Origin of the sequence: Coprococcus sp. AM11-30B (assembly GCF_027674365.1) — a bacterium.
Taxonomy (GTDB): domain Bacteria; phylum Bacillota; class Clostridia; order Lachnospirales; family Lachnospiraceae; genus Allocoprococcus; species Allocoprococcus comes.
Window position 1 is genome coordinate 39,024 of sequence record NZ_JAQDVB010000010.1, and the last position, 15,016, is coordinate 54,039.

A 15,016-nucleotide genomic window follows, 5' to 3' on the forward strand; every position below is an offset into this window, starting at 1 on the left:
TAATGGGATACCTGATAAACAGATATCCCAGAGAAAGAGTAGCTATTATATTCCTTTGCGCAATCGTTGTATTACAAGTTATCCAAAAATGTCTTCATCAAAAATAAAAAGAACAATGCATATGTAACAGCTAAAAGACGTGGAGATGCGAAACCGAGTAATAGGCTAAAAAATGCAATTGCTGGTAGTTCAATCCATATAAGAGCGAATATCATACGAATTTTTGAACGATATTGCCTGTAGTTAATCCGATAAGAAATACTGCGAACAGGGAGATGAGCTTGTTTACATAATTTGTCATATGTTTTGGAAATCTGATCGCAAATTCGGAACCATTGATTATAGCCATATTTATCCTCTTGCAGAGCAGATGGTTTTTCAAGCCAGCGAATCTCTTGACGTAAAACAGGATCAATAAGAAGAGAATGTGAGTTTTCTAATTCATAGTATTTAGAAAGAAAAGCATTTATGTCGTTAAGAGATACTTTTTTGTATAAAAAAGGTTCGATTTCTAAAAAGAGTGGATGGTATACCTTATCTAGTCTTTCACGAGCTAAAGTAGATAAATTAGAGTTTCGACTAATTAGTAATGTAAAGATGCCAAGAGTAAGAGTGACAGATGGCTCTAATAAAATATTTACAATTTTTTCTAAATCGATATTTGATACAAACGAAAGCATGATGATTATCCTTTCATAATTTGATACGGAAATTATACCAGACAGTAGTAGGACAAATCAACAAGTACAATCAGTATCGCATAGTTTAAAGAGAGGTGGTGGATTTGCAACATATTTTTATTGCAGAAATTGATGGAAAAGAAATTGACATGGCAGCCATGATGCCGGAAGAAAAGCAGAAGGCAATCATGGAAATGACCAGAAAGTTTGTAGAACATTTAGGATACCAGCAGGAGAAAACCGCGTAAGCGGTACCAGTTGGACAAGCAAAGGAGGGATGAAAAAATGTTTTATAAGATCGCAAAGATACTCAGCGTAACGGCAAGTATTATCGGAATCTTAATGATGGCTGGTGCGTGCTCAGTGAAAAGTCAGGAGCTGTTTTATTTATATGCAGCACTTGGAATCACAACACTTACTACTGGAGCATTTGCACTGGAATATTTCCGGATACGGGAATGGCATTACCGGAAAAGGAAAATAAGGGAGGCGAGGGAGCATGCCAGAAGAGAAGCAGCGTAAGAGCATGAGAACGTCAGAGCTTGATAAGATGATCAACAAACTGCAGTCGCTGGAAAGGGTTGACGGTACATCCGAGTATTACAAGAATAATGCGATCGCATACTTGTCGGATCTGGCAAATTATCTGGATAGGATAGGCGTAAAAACAATAAAAGTGAAAGGATAAAGGAGGACAAGCAGTGAAAACAGTAAAAGTAACACCGGATAACATTATATCAGTAATTGATGTAAACTTTGATGATTTCCGTGATCTGCAGAAAGCAGTAGGCGGGCATTTTGAAATCGTAAGCACGAAAACCTTATTTGAGACATTTAAGATGCCTATGATCCTGCTAGTGGATGAGGACGGAAGAATGAAACAGAAAGAAGTCAACCGCCTTGGATCGTACTTTTATGATGCAGATAGGCACGGATGGCCAATCTTAGGAGACGTTGTATTTGCAATCGCAGCCGGAGAGGATATCGAGGCACCATCAGATGCAGAAGCCTTAAAGATATTCCTGAAAATGAATTTTTCATATTTAGAAGAATAAAAAACGCTTGCGAAAAGAAATATCGCAAGCGCCGCAACCATAAAGGTACACGAATAATCTAAGCACTTATAGTGTACCTTTTAGCGGCTGGAAAGTCAAGTATTTACAGGGCGACTGCCCTTTTTAATAACTTGATAAGACTATTAAAGTTATGAGGACACGCTATGAGAATCAGACGAGTGACATACGATTTGGGAAACGTAATAGAGAGACAGGAATATCTGGACGGAAGGTATGGAGCACCGGGAGAGAAGAGAGCCAAAAAGAAGAAAGCCACACCGGAGGAAGTGGAGCAGGTCAACCAATGGACCAGGGAAAGGAAAGCACGTCACAGACTCCGGATGTATTTCAAAGTGAATGATTACTTCTTCACTCTCACATATCCGAAAGAAGAACGTCCGGCGGACATGAAGCAAGCGGTAAAAGATTTTGAAGATTTTTATAAATATTGCAAGAAAGAATACCGGAAACGTGGCGAGGAACTCCGGTGGCTCCGGAATATTGAATGCACGCCGTCTGGCAACCGGCATGTCCATGTAGTTCTGAACCGAATCCAGGATACCGATCTGATCATAGCTGCAGCCTGGAAGCATGGGAAGGTTCGGAATAAGCAGTTGCTATACGAAAAAGGAGAGTTCCGGAAACTCGCCCAGTACATCACAAAAAATGAGAAAACACAGAAAAAATATGTGGAGGACGGTGTTCTGGATCACAAGATCAAAGAAGCGAGTTTTTCAAGATCCAGAAATATGCCGCTTCCGGAACCGGAGACGGATATTCTGTACCGGTGGCAAAAAGAACCGAGACCGAAAAAAGGATACTACATAGTAAAGGACACCTATTTTGAAGGAATCAACAAAGCAACCGGATTTCCATATCGGCATTATGAAATGATCCGGATAAGGAGGACGGAAGATGAAGATAGAACTGTTCACGGAAGTAAACTTCCGGGGACCAACCGCAAAAAACGGAAAGTGTATCGCTCTGGTGGAATGCGAGACTAAGAAAGGACCGGCAGTGAAAGCACAGATCGAGACCGAACAGAACACGACCTACCACAGAATGAGCATGATTGCTATCCTTGTCGGCCTGAGAATGCTCCGACCGTGTGAAGTGACTGTCTACACGCCGGATCAGTTCCTGGTCACAACCATAAACGAAGGAAATATGGACAAATGGAAACGGGAAGAGTGGCGCAGACCACATGGAAAAGAGATAAAAAACAAAGAGCTCTGGCAGGAACTGTATGAGCAGACACAAAAACACCATGTAACCCTTGAATTTTCCGAGTCTACACGGTATTCCGATAGACTACAGTCCAAAATGAGATAAAAACAGGAGAAAACCTTGAAAACACCGAGAAAGAGAGGAATTTGGAATGACAACCAGTGGAATCACGAATATCAATGCGAAATTGATCCATCAGCATCCGGATAACCCACGAAAAGACCTGGGTGATTTATCAGAGCTGAGTGAGTCAATCAAGAAAAAAGGAATAATGCAGAACCTTACGGTGATTCCGGGATACTGGGATGAAAACCGGGCGCACCATGAAGAAGGATACACGCTGATCATCGGGCACCGCCGGTTCGCCGCCGGAAAAATGGCAGGCGTAACTATGTATCCATGCCGGATCGTAGAGGACATGAGCTATAAAGACCAGGTCGGAACCATGTTGGAAGAGAATATGCAGCGCATCGACCTGACACCATTGGAGCAGGCAGAAGGATTCCAGATGATGCTTGACCTTGGAGATACGGAAGAACAGATTGCAGAAAAGACCGGATTCTCCAGGACGACTGTGCGCCGGAGGCTGGAGATCGCGAAGCTTGACCGGGATCTGGTGAAGGAAAAGACGGATGAGAACGGGGCATATCAGCTAAATCTAAAAGACCTTGCCCAACTGTCGAGAATCGAGGATGTTGAAACCAGAAACCGAATCTTAAAAGATGCAACAGACTCCAGACAGATTCAGTGGAAAGTAGAAGCAGAGATTAAAAACAGGGAGAAGGAGAAGAATAAGAAGATTATAATCGAGCTCTTGGAGGCAGCAGGAATAAAGAAAGCCACAAAGGAGATAGAGAGAAAACGCTATACCGAAGAGGTAAAAGATAAAAAGAGTATTCCACTGGATAAAGAGCCGCCAAAGAGAATCAATATCCGCGGAAAAGAACTGTATTATCTGGATGGTTGGAATGGGATTGATGTAGTGGAAAAACTTCCGAAACAGAAACAGGTAGAAACGGAATATGACAGGCAGAAAAAGAAAACAGCCAAGCTAAGGTCTCTGCAGAAAAAAATGAATGAAAGAAAAAAAGAATTCATCCGGACAATAGCGGACGGAAAAATCGAACTGCTAAAAGATGAGGAACGCCAGAAAATCATTGAAAAGATGATTCGGAACATGATGGAGAAGTCCTGTTGGTTAGGAAATGGAATGGTTCTAAAATTTTTTACCGGGAAAAGCCTGTATGATGCGGATGAGAAAGAAAAGGAAGAAGCAGAAGAAAAAATACAAACACTGGATACGCAGGTGTTGCTCCTGATTGCAATGAACAACATGATGGATGATTATACCGGGGATTTAGTAGAGTATTCCGGAGAATACAAAGAGGATGCCGGAAAGAGATACCAGGAATGCTTCAAAATCTTAATGCGTTATGGCTGGAGTTATGAAAGAGAAGAGGCGGATTTGGTTTACGGCAACCATGAGCTATACAAAAAGGAGTCCTAAGATGGAGCAGTTAAGTGTAGAAGACTGGAAACCGGATGCCTGCCCGAAAAATATAACCGTAGAAGAATATCTGGCCACATTTCCCAAAATCAAATTAACCCGCCGGGAATATCTCCAGACAATTCCCTTGTATCATGCGGCTCTGTACCTTGCAGAGACAACCCAAAAAGTACACAGTTCACAGGAATGGTATCTGTATTTAAACGAAAAAGTAGATCAAAACGGGGAGGTGTTATCTGGTGAATATGATGTTTCCGAAACCAACCAAGAAGAAACGTAAGAAGCACAAAAAAAGCATTATGCAGCCAAAAGGCGATCGTCGGTGTTATCTGTGCATGTTACTGGATGGAGATTTTACATACAAGCCATATCTGGAAGAGCATCATGTTTTGTTTGGTAATACCCATGCATTTGCAGAGGCGGAAGGGTTAAAAGTAAATCTCTGCCTGGAACATCACCGAAACGGACCGGCAGCAGTCCATAACAATGCCAAGAACGCACGGATCCTGATGGCGAAAGCCCAGGAGGTTTACGAAAGAACCCATACAAGGGAAGAATGGATGAAAAACGCCGGAAAGAATTATTTATAGGCACCACAGGAAGTTAATATATCACAATTTCGCAGAGTGCATGGCTGCCCGGTGCGGCAGCCAGAAAGGAGCGACATGAAGAAAGAATTAGTGGAGATCAAAAGGACATTAACAATAGACAGGTACAATATCACAAGGATAACCGGATATATCGTAGATAATGACCGGAACTGCAGGTTGGAATTTGTCAAAAACTTTTTAAACCTCGAAGAGACGGAAATGTTCAAATACTTGGATATCTTCAAAAAGGTTTTATCCGGAAAGCCTGGAAGAAATATGTTTCAGCTGGAGTTTAAGGAGGAAACAAGAAAGCAGCATCTGACCACGATTGTAAAAACAGGATTAGAAGACAATGATGTACGTCAGATCTTCCTGGAAGAGATTGCAGAGTCTATTGGCATATTGAATAAAGAGTATTCTTTGATTCTAATTGCCAGTGGAATCTACGACATTCCGGGAATTGCCACGGACGGAGCGGATCTGGATGAAAGTGAAGAGGTTTATGAGTACATGATCGGATGTATCTGCCCGGTAAGTTTATCGGCAGCAGGATTATCTTATAAACCAGAACTGGCAGATATTCAGGAACGTACAAGAGACTGGGTAGTAAGTATGCCGACACAAGGATTTTTATATCCGGCATTTACAGACCGCCACGGAGATCCGGAGCATATCTGGTACTACAGCAAAGTTCCGGATAAACCGGACGCGGGCCTGATCACACAGACACTCCGATGTGGGATGCCATCCACACCAAAAGAGCAGAAAGAAGCTTTTTGGGAAGGGTTAAATGCAGCAGATGGAAAAGTAAGTTTGGAACAGGCGAAAGATATTTATCATTACCTTGGAAGAATCCGTGAAATAAAAGCAGAATCCAACAACCGGATATTAAAAGGCGCGGAGCTGGAAAACGTATTAAAAAGCATCGGGATAGATCCGGAACTGGCAGCAAAAAAAACAAAAGACTGTGACGCGGCTGAAATCGATGCGGACAACACAGTGAGCACGAAGTCGTTTGAGATTGGTCTTCCGGATGCACATGTAACAGTAAGCGCAGACAGAACAGACCTCGTTACCTTAGAAGTGATTAACGGGGAGAAATACATTCTGGTAAAAGCGGACGGAGATATAAATGCAAACGGAATCATTTTAGAGAATCGGGAGGAAAAGAAAGATGAAGAGGAAGACGACTAAACCCGGCAATATGAGGGCGTTCATATACCCGGTAAGCAAGAAAATGCGCAAGGTAAGACAGAAAGGAACAAAAAAATGAAAGTTGGAGACAAAGTACAGTTAAGGCGCAGGATCTCCCAGAAGGGAGGAAAGACCAGACTTGCCACGGAAAAGGTCACGATCCTTGGAATCTATCCGCATCATATACAGGTCAGAAACCAGAAAGGGATTGTGAGGAGCTATATAAACTGGGAGTGGCAGCAGTTGACCAGCAAAGAAGGAATGGAAGGCGTAGAATCATGGCGCAGGAAGGGGTAAATAATGACTGAAAAAGAAGTATGCCTGATGTGCGAAAACTATTCTGAAGACACAAAATGTGATCAGCATGATAGCTGTAAGCTCATGGCGGTGCTAAAAGAGAATCGGGCACTAAAGAAAAAAGTAAGCCAGTTGAAACGCCAATTGGATGAATCAGAACTGAAACGATCATACATGGTAAATCCAAGTGCAATTGGATACCGTAATGATATGGGGTGGTAAAGGAGAAAAAAATGGGAAAATTGTCAAGAAGAGATATGGAAGAGTTAAGAGAAGCCTGCAGCTACGATTGCGGATATACCGATACAGAAGAGGTTGTAAAAGATATCACAGCACAGATTCTTGAAGAATTGGATTCGGATACAACATATGGAGATGAGGTTGGTCTGGTAGACAGCGACAGAGGCGAAGAATTTACAACACTGGATGACTTTGTGAGAATCTTCTGGGATAAGGCAGTAGAAAAGATCCTGAATGTTGTGGAGTCACAGGGGAGGTAAGCACATGGAAAATAGAGAATTAAAAGCGTGTCCATTTTGCGGTGAAGAGCCAACCATGACAACAGTAGGCAACACATCAAGTAATTATGATGTGGGCTTTGATTTTTATGTAAAATGTTATGGATGCGGAATTAGTCTTCCAAGACGATATGAAGTAAGAATGACACTTGAAAATGGTGAGCTGAGAATAACAAAAGACGAAAGAAACAAAGCGATTGAGGAATGGAACAAGAGAGGAAAAAAGACCAATGAAACTGATATAGAGTAGCAGAGAAGGTGATGAAACATTGTATAAAAACCAGGAAGGATATTGTGATCCAACAGCAGGCAAAGCCATCCAAGATGCAAGCCGCATCCCACATCATGTAAAGGAAGCACATAAAGCATTAAAGGATATAGCAAGTCTGCTTGGATTCGAGGTCTTAGTATTAAGAGATAGGAAGACAGGGAGGGTATACCGATGGAAACAGTGAAAGAAGAGAATGAGAAGAAAAAGGAATACCTGAAACAGTACGGCAAAGCATTACACCAGGAGAAGCGGATCGAGGAAGAGTTGGAACGCCTAAAGCTGGATAGGATGCTTCCGGGAGCACTGGCAGCAGATGGGCTGCCAAAAAGCAGCAACCTTTCTGATCTGTCGGATTATATGGCAGAAGTAGACGAACAGGAACGGAAACTGGTGGAACAGAGGAAGAAAAGAGTCAGGATCCGGACTGAGATCAGGGAAAGAATTGAGCAGATGGAAGATGAGACAGAGAAAGATGTACTGACTTACTGCTACATAGATCTTATGAGGTGGAAGGATATCTGCAGAAAGACAGGATATGAGTGGGCACAAGTACACCGGAAACATTCAGAAGCACTAAAAAACTTCAAGATGATATAGAATGATACACTTGGTCTGTGGTATAGTGTATTCAGGTAAAGAGATGAACAGGGCAGCAGTCGAAAGATTGTTGCCTTTTTCTTTGCCGTGAATTCCGGAAAGAGGTTTGGCGGTTTACTCTGGAAAGAATTTATTCATACATCAGTACATTTGTTTGTTGCAATTACTTTTTTAGAACTCCTTATTACAGATACAGAAACCGTCAGAGGAAAAGATATGAATGAACAACGGAACCCAAGAAGCGCCAACGGGAATCTGAGAAGAAAACACCGGGCGAGGTTTAAAGCAATAGGTGGAGAATGCGGGATATGTAAAGGCAGGCTTGGGCCCATACATTACAATGAACCAAGCGATAGCAAACATCCGTTGTCTTTTGTTATAGATGAAATCAAACCGGTGTCAAGGTGGCGTGAGTTTGGATATAACTCACGTGAAGCAGCGGCACAGGACTGGAACAACCTGCAACCGGCGCATTACTGTTGCAACGCAGCGAAAAGCAATAAAACGTTGAATGAAATGCAGAGGAGCCAGCAAAAGCCCAAAATGAACGTTACAGATGGGGAATGGTGAGAACTGCAAACAGAGGGTGGGGAGGGTACCCCGCCACGCGGCGGCGGCGACCACCGCTGTCCAGCGCCGATTTACACACAGGAAAATTTTTGAAAGGTGAATTTAGATGGGAAGAGCTAAGAAAATGGCAACTGTAACAAGCGAGGGAAGCCGCTTGGAACGCTTGGAAAATTTAGCACTGATTCTCGCAAAACAGATTGATATATGCGCGAAAGATGCTGTTGATGGTCCAAAGACAATGCCGCAGCTCTCCAGGCAATACAGAGAAACAATCAAAGAAATTGAAGAAATAAAAGGAATGGAGAAAGACGATGACAAAATTGGAGAAATCCTGTCGGCACGAAAAGCTGATGGGAAGCCAGACACCGTCCGATAGAATTGTTCCGGATTACGCTTATACGGATGGCCCCGATGCGGTAAAAGTGCTTGCGGTCGGGAAATTGATTGTGGATCCGTGGCAGAGTGAAGTGCTGAATGATTGGATGGGGCGTACAGAGGATGATGTTTGGTCAGCGCCGACATGTGGCTTATCTGTTCCAAGACAGAACGGGAAAACACTGGATACTTCCGGGCGGATTGCATCCGGAATGATTCTGTATGCAGAATGGGTTATATACACAGCTCATCTGCAGAAAACTGCAACAGAAACCTTTATGGAATTGCGCGGCTTGTTTGAAAGCAGAGGACTCCGTAAGTATGTAAAAGAAATTAAGGCGGCACTCGGAAGAGAACAGATTATTCTAAAAAATGGTGGAAGAGTAGTATTTGTTGCCAGAACAAGGAATGGTGGTCGAGGACTGCATGGCGACTGTCTTGTGTTTGATGAAGCACAGGAATTGACAAGCGAGCAGCAGGCATCTTTTTTGCCGGCAATATCAGCGTCAAGGAATCCACAGACGATTTATCTTGGAACACCACCGGATGAAAATTGTACCGGCACAGTATTCCGGAAGATAAGAAAACGGGCAACGGAAGGTGAGAGCAAATCCACAGCCTGGACAGAATATTCTGTGAAAGAGATTGGAGATATTACTGATCGTCAGAGATGGGCGGATTGTAATCCGGCATTGGGGCGAAGAATGACAGAAACAACCATAGCTGCAGAGTGCGAACAGATGGATGTGGACACGTTTGCAAGAGAGCGTCTTGGCTGGTGGTCGCCAATCAACAATGATCAGGACTATGCAATTGATAAGAAGAAATGGGAAGAATGTGCTTCGGAAAAAGAAAAACCAGAAGGGAAAACTGCTTACGGTGTAAAGTTTTCGCTTGACGGTTCGGCGGTAGCATTATGCGGAGCTGTCTGTCCAGAGGTAGGGGAAGCGAGAATTTCACTGATCGAGCTTAAAACAACGGACAGAGGAATCCAGTGGCTTGCGGACTGGCTAAATCAGAGATACAAGATGGCAAGCTGTGTGGTGATCGATGGAAGAAATGGAGTTGACTTCCTGATAGAGAAGATAACACCGGTGTGGAAATATAAGCAGTCAATTGTTCGACCGGCAGCAAAAGAAGTGATAGCAGCGGCGAGTCAGCTATCACAGGAAATCAATGAACAGACTGTAACATGGTATAAATACCAAGAAATACTGAATGAATCAGCAATTACGTCTGTAAAAAGACCGATTTCCGGTGGCTGGGGATTTGGTGGAGAAAACTCAATCCCGATCGAAGCAGCAGCACTTGCACTTTGGGGATGCAGAACATCGAAACGAAATCCGAACAGAAAGATGAGGATAGGATAATGGAGTTAAATTTTGGAAGAGTAGAAGGATTACCACCGGAAGAACAACAGTGGCTTCAGGAATTGAAATACATATATGATTATCACAGAAGTGCAAATAGGAAAAAGCGCCGTTATTATAACGGAAAAGTCACACTGAATGAAGTGAATCTTGGGATTGCATTGCCAGCAGGTCTTGGAAAACTTGAGATTGGATGTGCCTGGGGAGCAAAAACCGTTGATGTACTTGCGGGAAGATCGATGTTTGATGGGTTTGTTACAGAAAATGGAACGAAGTCAGAAGATATGGATCAGATTATGAAAAGGAATCATTTGATAGCGGAATACAATAAAGCGGTCAAAGAAGAACTGAAATACGGTTGTGCATTTGCGGCGGTATCCGGAGAGGAAGATGATGCAAGAGTACGGTTTTACTCTCCACATTGTGCTGCAGCTTCGTGGAATGCACACGAAGGACGCATCCGATATGGATTTGCCTTTGAAGATGCGCGAAGAGACGAGTCGGATGTTACATGGTCTCCGGAACATGTAAATTTCTATACAGATACAGACATCTGGGAACTGGATCGGATTGGAGGTACATGGTATGCTACGCAGAATCCCCATGATTTCGGAGAACCCCTTATGGTGGCTCTGATCTGGGACGCAACAAACGATAAACCATTTGGTCAGTCAAGGCTAAAAGAGCCGGTCCGCAGACTAATCCAGGGATATGTAAGAACAGTCGCAAATGCAACGATTGGACTGGAATTTGCCACTTCTCCACAGAAATATCTGCTCGGGGTGTCAGATGAACAATATGATATGTTGATTGATAATAAATTCAAACAGTATGTTGGAAGTATTCTCTACAGTACCAATAATCCGGAGACTGGGGAAAAGCCGAATTTCGGGCAACTTTCGCAGGGAAATATTGAACCACATGTTCAGATGCTCCGGATGCTTGCTACACAGTATTCAGCGGCAACGGGGTTGGCGGTTACGGATGTTGGTGTGATAAATGATGCAAATCCGACTTCCAGTGAAGCAATTATTGCACAGTCACAGACCTTGATCCTTATGGCAGAACAGCTGAATAAATCAAATGGTGATGCATTGTATCGGATTGGACGGATGGCACTTGCAATTGAACTTGGAACGGTTCCGGATAAGCTTCCGGAAGACGCACATGAGCTGATTGCGCATTTTAAGAATCCGGCAATGCCAAGCGTGGCATCTACTACAGATGCAGCACTCAAAATTGCGACAGCGCGACAAGGATTTGCACAGACAGATATTTTCCTTGAAATGATTGGTTTTGATCAGGCAGATATCCGTAGAATCCGAACACAGGAACAAAGGGCAAAAGGTGACAGTATCTTGACGGAGGAATTTGGAAATGCAGATAACGGAGAAGGCGTGGGTGGAATACATAACGAAGATGTCACAGATTAGCCAGAAAGCAGCGGATCTGATGCAGTCCTGGGTTCAAAAGAATGGACTGGAAAATGATAAAGCACTTTTGGACTACGCCTATGCACTGTCACAACACTATGGACAGGCTATCGGTGCATTATCGTGTCAGATGTATGAAGCGACAGCTGCAGCACAGGGAGTAATAGTCCCTACGGCAGAAGTAGCAGATCTCCCGGACTATGGGGAAGTGGCAAAAGCAGTAAAAGGAACAAAAAAGCAGTCTCCGAACAATATTCCCGGAACGCTTGCAAGGCTTGTAAAACAGGTAGGTGCAGATACGACACTGAAAAATGCAGAGCGTGACGGGGCACAGTTTGCCTGGGTGCCACATGGGGACACCTGTGCTTTCTGCATTACGCTTGCATCAAGAGGATGGCAGTATATGTCAAAAAAGGCGTTACGGAACGGACATGCTGAACACATTCATGCACATTGTGATTGTGAGTATGCGGTCCGGTTTGATGGAAAAAGCACAGTGGCAGGCTATGATCCGGATAAATATCTGGAAGAATATTACGATGCCAACGGGGATATCAATGAAATGCGGAGAAAGCGATATGCACAGAATAAAGATGTGATCAATGCGAGAAAACGAGAATTATACGCAAGCAAAAAAGCGGAAAAACTTGAAAAATTGAGGCGGTCTGATATACTGATATCAGGAGCGAGAATCACAGATCTGAATAGTGCAGAAGCTGATGAATTTGCGGAGATGTACTATGAAGAGATTAGACATTTTTCAACTGATTCAAAGAAAATAGCAGATAATCTCGGTAAGGAAGAATCTGACATAAGAAAAATTAAGGCATATTTATTTGAAGATGATTCTTTGATAGATCCGGATACGGGAGAAAGCAGGCAGTTTGATCCAGATTGCGCGATTGCACAGAGCTGGCAACGCTTGATGAATGGAAAAGACATTAAACTTCATGACAAAACTTTGATAGAGCATGAGTTGTTGGAAATGAAAATTAAGCAAGAAAATCCGGGCATAGATCATGTAAAAGCACATGAATTGGCATCGGAAAAATATAATTATCCGAAGGAGGCGCTGGAATATTATGGTAATCTTAAAAAACATAAAAAAAGTCAGTGATAGTATTTCGGCAAATTACTATCCAGAAGGAAAAGAGCCGGCAGGTTTTATGAAAATACGAATTCCGGATGGAGAGATTGTGGAACATGAAAATGCAAGCATGTTTGCAGCACCACACGTGAGGCGAGAACTGAAACGGATTGCGAAGATGGATAATCCACCAAAAGAAAAAACGGTAATATGGTATTAAAAGCCACTGATCGGAAACGGTTGGTGGTATTTTTATACTCATTTTTAAGAAAGGAAGAAAGAACATGAGATTTGACGAGGCATTTAAAATAATGAAGCAGGGTAGCAAAGTGAAAATTCCATCTTGGAGCGGTTATTGGTTTTGGTCAAAAGAGAAACAGACTATTATCATGCACACAAAAGATGGCGAAGAGTTGGATATCAGAGAGACAAAGATTCCAGATTATACATTTGGAAATATCTGTTCTGATGAATGGGTACTGGCAGACGGAGAAAATTGTCCGGAACTGGGCGGAGAAGCTCTGTTTTCATTTGGAGAAGCAATTAAATATCTGAAACGTGGAATGAAAGTGGCACGTAAAGGCTGGAATGGAAAGGGACAGTACATCCAGCTTGCAACCGGAATTTCATATAAAACAGAAGATGGGGATATTGTAAATTGTGAGCATGATGCAATCGGAAACATGGCTATTGCATTCTGCGGAACATCTGGTGTTCAGATGGGATGGTTAGCGTCTCAGGCTGATATGCTGTCAGAGGATTGGAAATTTGCAGAATAGGAAAGGCGGTGATCCAGATATCTCCCTTTAAGGCGCAGGGTTACGCGTCTTATTTTTATGGCAACACGTGCCTTAAACGTGGCAACTAAAAACACTCAAATCAGGAGGGAAACAAGATGGCAGATGACAAAACATTCACTCAGGCAGAAATGGATTCAATCATAGAGGGACGCCTTGCGAGAGAAAGACAGAAATATGCAGATTATGATGACCTGAAAGAAAAGGCAAGTAAGTACGATGAGTACCAGGCGCAGAATAAAACGGAACTTCAGAAGGAAAAAGAAAAGTCCGATGCGCTTCAGGCAAAATTAAGCGCACTTGAAAAGAAAGACACTGTGAGACAGGTAAGAGAAAAAACAGCAAAAGACACTGGTGTACCGGTAGAATTACTGACAGGGGAAGATGAGGAAACTTGTAAAAAACAGGCAGAAGCGATTATGAAATTTGCGAAGCCAAAGAGTTATCCGGGAACTAAGGGAAACAGGAAAAAGACAACAGAGTATAACACAACGGATGATGCAATGAGAGAATTTGCACATCAGATTTTTGGTAAAGGAGAATAAAAAATATGGCAGCACTCATTAGTTCAGATTTTGAAATTCCGGCAGAGATTTCGCAGGGGATTTTTGAAAAAGCACAGAAAGGATCTACTCTGGCGCAGTTATCCGGAGCAAGACCGCAGAAATTTGGAAAGCAGCAGGTGTGGGTACTTACATCGCCACCGAAAGCAGAACTCGTAGGAGAGGCAGGGCAGAAATCGCCAACCCCAACTGCATATGCTTCTAAAACAGTAAATCCGTTCAAACTGCAGGTTACCATGAGATTTTCGCAGGAAGTACAGTGGGCAGACGAAGATGTACAGATCGGCGTACTGCAGGATCTGGCGTCAAATGCGTCAATCGCACTGGGAAGAGCATTGGATCTTGTTGGAATTCACAAAATCAATCCGCTTACAGGAACGGTATCAAGCCTTGTAAAAGAAGGGCTGGTTGACACGAAACAGAGCGTGCAGCTTGCAGGCACAAAGTATGATGAAACAATCGAGGCGGCAGCAGGAATGATCATCTCATCTGGATATGTACCGAGTGGTATTGCAATGGATCCAACACTTTCCTTTGGCCTTTCCACTATGAGGGATGCGGATGGAAGAAAGATTTATCCGGAAATTGGATTCGGACAGAATCTTACAAATTTTTCTGGAATGACTGCGGCAGTATCTGATACAGTTTCGGCAAAAAATGAAATCACACCAGATACGAAGTTACTTGGAATCGTAGGACAGTTTGATGCGTTTAGATGGGGAGTACAGAGATCCATTGGCGCTCACTTGATCGAATACGGTGATCCGGATGGACTTGGAGATCTGCAGAGACAGAATCAGATCGCAATTCGTGCAGAAATTGTATATGGAATTGGAATCATGGATCAGGCAGCATTTACAAAGATCGTGAAGGCGGAAGGGTAAT

General features: G+C 43.0%; 25 protein-coding genes. 24 read left to right on the forward strand and 1 reads right to left on the reverse strand.

Annotated elements, in window-relative coordinates:
* Positions 1-71: 71 nt before the first annotated feature.
* Positions 72-680, reverse strand: coding sequence for a hypothetical protein (locus PGU50_RS08175; protein WP_270246645.1), 609 nt, complete (start codon positions 678-680; stop codon positions 72-74).
* Between the two features lie 104 nt (positions 681-784).
* Here PGU50_RS08175 and PGU50_RS08180 point away from each other — a divergent pair, with 104 nt between their 5' ends.
* The 24 genes from PGU50_RS08180 to PGU50_RS08295 all read left to right on the forward strand — a co-directional run bounded on the left by PGU50_RS08180 (position 785) and on the right by PGU50_RS08295 (position 15,015).
* Complete coding sequence (locus PGU50_RS08180; RefSeq protein ID WP_156330621.1) at positions 785-928, forward strand: hypothetical protein; 144 nt, start codon at positions 785-787, stop codon at positions 926-928.
* 37 nt (positions 929-965) lie between these two features.
* Entirely contained in the window at positions 966-1,202 is a 237-nt protein-coding gene (locus PGU50_RS08185; RefSeq protein ID WP_270246646.1) for a hypothetical protein, read from the forward strand.
* Positions 1,180-1,368 carry a hypothetical protein gene (locus tag PGU50_RS08190; RefSeq protein ID WP_270246647.1) on the forward strand — a complete coding sequence of 63 codons (189 nt, stop codon included), beginning with the start codon at positions 1,180-1,182 and terminating at the stop codon, positions 1,366-1,368. Before PGU50_RS08185 ends, PGU50_RS08190 begins: the two co-directional genes overlap by 23 nt.
* 13 nt (positions 1,369-1,381) lie before the next feature.
* Complete coding sequence (locus PGU50_RS08195; RefSeq protein ID WP_270246648.1) at positions 1,382-1,735, forward strand: DUF3846 domain-containing protein; 354 nt, start codon at positions 1,382-1,384, stop codon at positions 1,733-1,735.
* A 164-nt stretch (positions 1,736-1,899) separates the two neighbouring features.
* A complete protein-coding gene (locus PGU50_RS08200) occupies positions 1,900-2,739 on the forward strand; it encodes a rolling circle replication-associated protein (RefSeq protein WP_270246650.1) in 840 nt (279 codons plus the stop codon).
* A complete protein-coding gene (locus PGU50_RS08205; RefSeq protein WP_270246651.1) occupies positions 2,651-3,067 on the forward strand; it encodes an RNase H family protein in 417 nt (138 codons plus the stop codon). Before PGU50_RS08200 ends, PGU50_RS08205 begins: the two co-directional genes overlap by 89 nt.
* Before the next feature lie 46 nt (positions 3,068-3,113).
* On the forward strand, positions 3,114-4,469 hold the full coding sequence (locus PGU50_RS08210) for a ParB/RepB/Spo0J family partition protein (protein WP_270246652.1): 1,356 nt from the start codon (positions 3,114-3,116) through the stop codon (positions 4,467-4,469).
* A gap of 1 nt (position 4,470) precedes the next feature.
* On the forward strand, positions 4,471-4,749 hold the full coding sequence (locus PGU50_RS08215) for a hypothetical protein (RefSeq protein WP_270246653.1): 279 nt from the start codon (positions 4,471-4,473) through the stop codon (positions 4,747-4,749).
* The gene (locus PGU50_RS08220) at positions 4,715-5,059 is read left to right on the forward strand and encodes a hypothetical protein (protein ID WP_117558818.1); all 345 of its coding nucleotides are present in this window, start codon (positions 4,715-4,717) and stop codon (positions 5,057-5,059) included. Before PGU50_RS08215 ends, PGU50_RS08220 begins: the two co-directional genes overlap by 35 nt.
* A gap of 75 nt (positions 5,060-5,134) precedes the next feature.
* Positions 5,135-6,253, forward strand: coding sequence for a DUF4317 family protein (locus PGU50_RS08225; RefSeq protein ID WP_270246654.1), 1,119 nt, complete (start codon positions 5,135-5,137; stop codon positions 6,251-6,253).
* 75 nt (positions 6,254-6,328) lie between these two features.
* Positions 6,329-6,550 carry a hypothetical protein gene (locus PGU50_RS08230; RefSeq protein WP_270246656.1) on the forward strand — a complete coding sequence of 74 codons (222 nt, stop codon included), beginning with the start codon at positions 6,329-6,331 and terminating at the stop codon, positions 6,548-6,550.
* 3 nt (positions 6,551-6,553) lie between these two features.
* Complete coding sequence (locus tag PGU50_RS08235; protein ID WP_178024565.1) at positions 6,554-6,772, forward strand: hypothetical protein; 219 nt, start codon at positions 6,554-6,556, stop codon at positions 6,770-6,772.
* A gap of 11 nt (positions 6,773-6,783) precedes the next feature.
* The gene (locus PGU50_RS08240; protein ID WP_270246657.1) at positions 6,784-7,050 is read left to right on the forward strand and encodes a hypothetical protein; all 267 of its coding nucleotides are present in this window, start codon (positions 6,784-6,786) and stop codon (positions 7,048-7,050) included.
* Positions 7,051-7,054: 4 nt separating this feature from the next.
* Positions 7,055-7,318 carry a Lar family restriction alleviation protein gene (locus PGU50_RS08245; protein WP_270246658.1) on the forward strand — a complete coding sequence of 88 codons (264 nt, stop codon included), beginning with the start codon at positions 7,055-7,057 and terminating at the stop codon, positions 7,316-7,318.
* Between the two features lie 192 nt (positions 7,319-7,510).
* Complete coding sequence (locus PGU50_RS08250) at positions 7,511-7,936, forward strand: DUF1492 domain-containing protein (protein ID WP_270246659.1); 426 nt, start codon at positions 7,511-7,513, stop codon at positions 7,934-7,936.
* 216 nt (positions 7,937-8,152) lie between these two features.
* Positions 8,153-8,506: a hypothetical protein gene (locus PGU50_RS08255; protein WP_270246660.1), complete on the forward strand. Its 354-nt coding sequence runs from the start codon at positions 8,153-8,155 to the stop codon at positions 8,504-8,506.
* Between the two features lie 106 nt (positions 8,507-8,612).
* Positions 8,613-8,882: a hypothetical protein gene (locus PGU50_RS08260; protein ID WP_270246662.1), complete on the forward strand. Its 270-nt coding sequence runs from the start codon at positions 8,613-8,615 to the stop codon at positions 8,880-8,882.
* On the forward strand, positions 8,818-10,251 hold the full coding sequence (locus PGU50_RS08265) for a hypothetical protein (RefSeq protein WP_270246663.1): 1,434 nt from the start codon (positions 8,818-8,820) through the stop codon (positions 10,249-10,251). The genes PGU50_RS08260 and PGU50_RS08265 overlap by 65 nt, the downstream gene beginning before the upstream one ends.
* The gene (locus PGU50_RS08270; RefSeq protein ID WP_270246665.1) at positions 10,251-11,684 is read left to right on the forward strand and encodes a phage portal protein; all 1,434 of its coding nucleotides are present in this window, start codon (positions 10,251-10,253) and stop codon (positions 11,682-11,684) included. Before PGU50_RS08265 ends, PGU50_RS08270 begins: the two co-directional genes overlap by 1 nt.
* Positions 11,629-12,801, forward strand: a complete 1,173-nt coding sequence (locus tag PGU50_RS08275; RefSeq protein WP_270246666.1) for a VG15 protein — start codon at positions 11,629-11,631, stop codon at positions 12,799-12,801. The genes PGU50_RS08270 and PGU50_RS08275 overlap by 56 nt, the downstream gene beginning before the upstream one ends.
* Positions 12,767-12,991 (forward strand): hypothetical protein, encoded by a 225-nt coding sequence (locus tag PGU50_RS08280; RefSeq protein WP_117558848.1) that lies wholly within the window; start codon positions 12,767-12,769, stop codon positions 12,989-12,991. The genes PGU50_RS08275 and PGU50_RS08280 overlap by 35 nt, the downstream gene beginning before the upstream one ends.
* Positions 12,992-13,055: 64 nt before the next feature.
* Positions 13,056-13,550, forward strand: a complete 495-nt coding sequence (locus PGU50_RS08285) for a DUF2829 domain-containing protein (protein ID WP_117558849.1) — start codon at positions 13,056-13,058, stop codon at positions 13,548-13,550.
* A 116-nt stretch (positions 13,551-13,666) separates the two neighbouring features.
* Positions 13,667-14,113, forward strand: a complete 447-nt coding sequence (locus tag PGU50_RS08290) for a DUF4355 domain-containing protein (RefSeq protein ID WP_055144565.1) — start codon at positions 13,667-13,669, stop codon at positions 14,111-14,113.
* 5 nt (positions 14,114-14,118) lie between these two features.
* Positions 14,119-15,015, forward strand: a complete 897-nt coding sequence (locus PGU50_RS08295) for a phage major capsid protein (RefSeq protein ID WP_270246668.1) — start codon at positions 14,119-14,121, stop codon at positions 15,013-15,015.
* Position 15,016 lies beyond the last annotated feature (1 nt).

Excerpts from the sequence above, each read along its gene's own strand:
- PGU50_RS08295 (WP_270246668.1), top strand. The coding sequence starts at position 14,119 with ATGGCAGCACTCATTAGTTCAGATTTTGAAATTCCGGCAGAGATTTCG.
- PGU50_RS08175 (WP_270246645.1), bottom strand. The coding sequence starts at position 680 with ATGCTTTCGTTTGTATCAAATATCGATTTAGAAAAAATTGTAAATATT.
- PGU50_RS08280 (WP_117558848.1), top strand. The coding sequence starts at position 12,767 with ATGGTAATCTTAAAAAACATAAAAAAAGTCAGTGATAGTATTTCGGCA.
- PGU50_RS08270 (WP_270246665.1), top strand. The coding sequence starts at position 10,251 with ATGGAGTTAAATTTTGGAAGAGTAGAAGGATTACCACCGGAAGAACAA.
- PGU50_RS08260 (WP_270246662.1), top strand. The coding sequence starts at position 8,613 with ATGGGAAGAGCTAAGAAAATGGCAACTGTAACAAGCGAGGGAAGCCGC.
- PGU50_RS08290 (WP_055144565.1), top strand. The coding sequence starts at position 13,667 with ATGGCAGATGACAAAACATTCACTCAGGCAGAAATGGATTCAATCATA.
- PGU50_RS08205 (WP_270246651.1), top strand. The coding sequence starts at position 2,651 with ATGAAGATAGAACTGTTCACGGAAGTAAACTTCCGGGGACCAACCGCA.
- PGU50_RS08240 (WP_270246657.1), top strand. The coding sequence starts at position 6,784 with ATGGGAAAATTGTCAAGAAGAGATATGGAAGAGTTAAGAGAAGCCTGC.
- PGU50_RS08265 (WP_270246663.1), top strand. The coding sequence starts at position 8,818 with ATGACAAAATTGGAGAAATCCTGTCGGCACGAAAAGCTGATGGGAAGC.
- PGU50_RS08255 (WP_270246660.1), top strand. The coding sequence starts at position 8,153 with ATGAATGAACAACGGAACCCAAGAAGCGCCAACGGGAATCTGAGAAGA.
- PGU50_RS08185 (WP_270246646.1), top strand. The coding sequence starts at position 966 with ATGTTTTATAAGATCGCAAAGATACTCAGCGTAACGGCAAGTATTATC.
- PGU50_RS08235 (WP_178024565.1), top strand. The coding sequence starts at position 6,554 with ATGACTGAAAAAGAAGTATGCCTGATGTGCGAAAACTATTCTGAAGAC.
- PGU50_RS08230 (WP_270246656.1), top strand. The coding sequence starts at position 6,329 with ATGAAAGTTGGAGACAAAGTACAGTTAAGGCGCAGGATCTCCCAGAAG.
- PGU50_RS08220 (WP_117558818.1), top strand. The coding sequence starts at position 4,715 with ATGATGTTTCCGAAACCAACCAAGAAGAAACGTAAGAAGCACAAAAAA.
- PGU50_RS08275 (WP_270246666.1), top strand. The coding sequence starts at position 11,629 with ATGCAGATAACGGAGAAGGCGTGGGTGGAATACATAACGAAGATGTCA.
- PGU50_RS08250 (WP_270246659.1), top strand. The coding sequence starts at position 7,511 with ATGGAAACAGTGAAAGAAGAGAATGAGAAGAAAAAGGAATACCTGAAA.
- PGU50_RS08215 (WP_270246653.1), top strand. The coding sequence starts at position 4,471 with ATGGAGCAGTTAAGTGTAGAAGACTGGAAACCGGATGCCTGCCCGAAA.
- PGU50_RS08245 (WP_270246658.1), top strand. The coding sequence starts at position 7,055 with ATGGAAAATAGAGAATTAAAAGCGTGTCCATTTTGCGGTGAAGAGCCA.
- PGU50_RS08200 (WP_270246650.1), top strand. The coding sequence starts at position 1,900 with ATGAGAATCAGACGAGTGACATACGATTTGGGAAACGTAATAGAGAGA.
- PGU50_RS08210 (WP_270246652.1), top strand. The coding sequence starts at position 3,114 with ATGACAACCAGTGGAATCACGAATATCAATGCGAAATTGATCCATCAG.
- PGU50_RS08190 (WP_270246647.1), top strand. The coding sequence starts at position 1,180 with ATGCCAGAAGAGAAGCAGCGTAAGAGCATGAGAACGTCAGAGCTTGAT.
- PGU50_RS08225 (WP_270246654.1), top strand. The coding sequence starts at position 5,135 with ATGAAGAAAGAATTAGTGGAGATCAAAAGGACATTAACAATAGACAGG.
- PGU50_RS08285 (WP_117558849.1), top strand. The coding sequence starts at position 13,056 with ATGAGATTTGACGAGGCATTTAAAATAATGAAGCAGGGTAGCAAAGTG.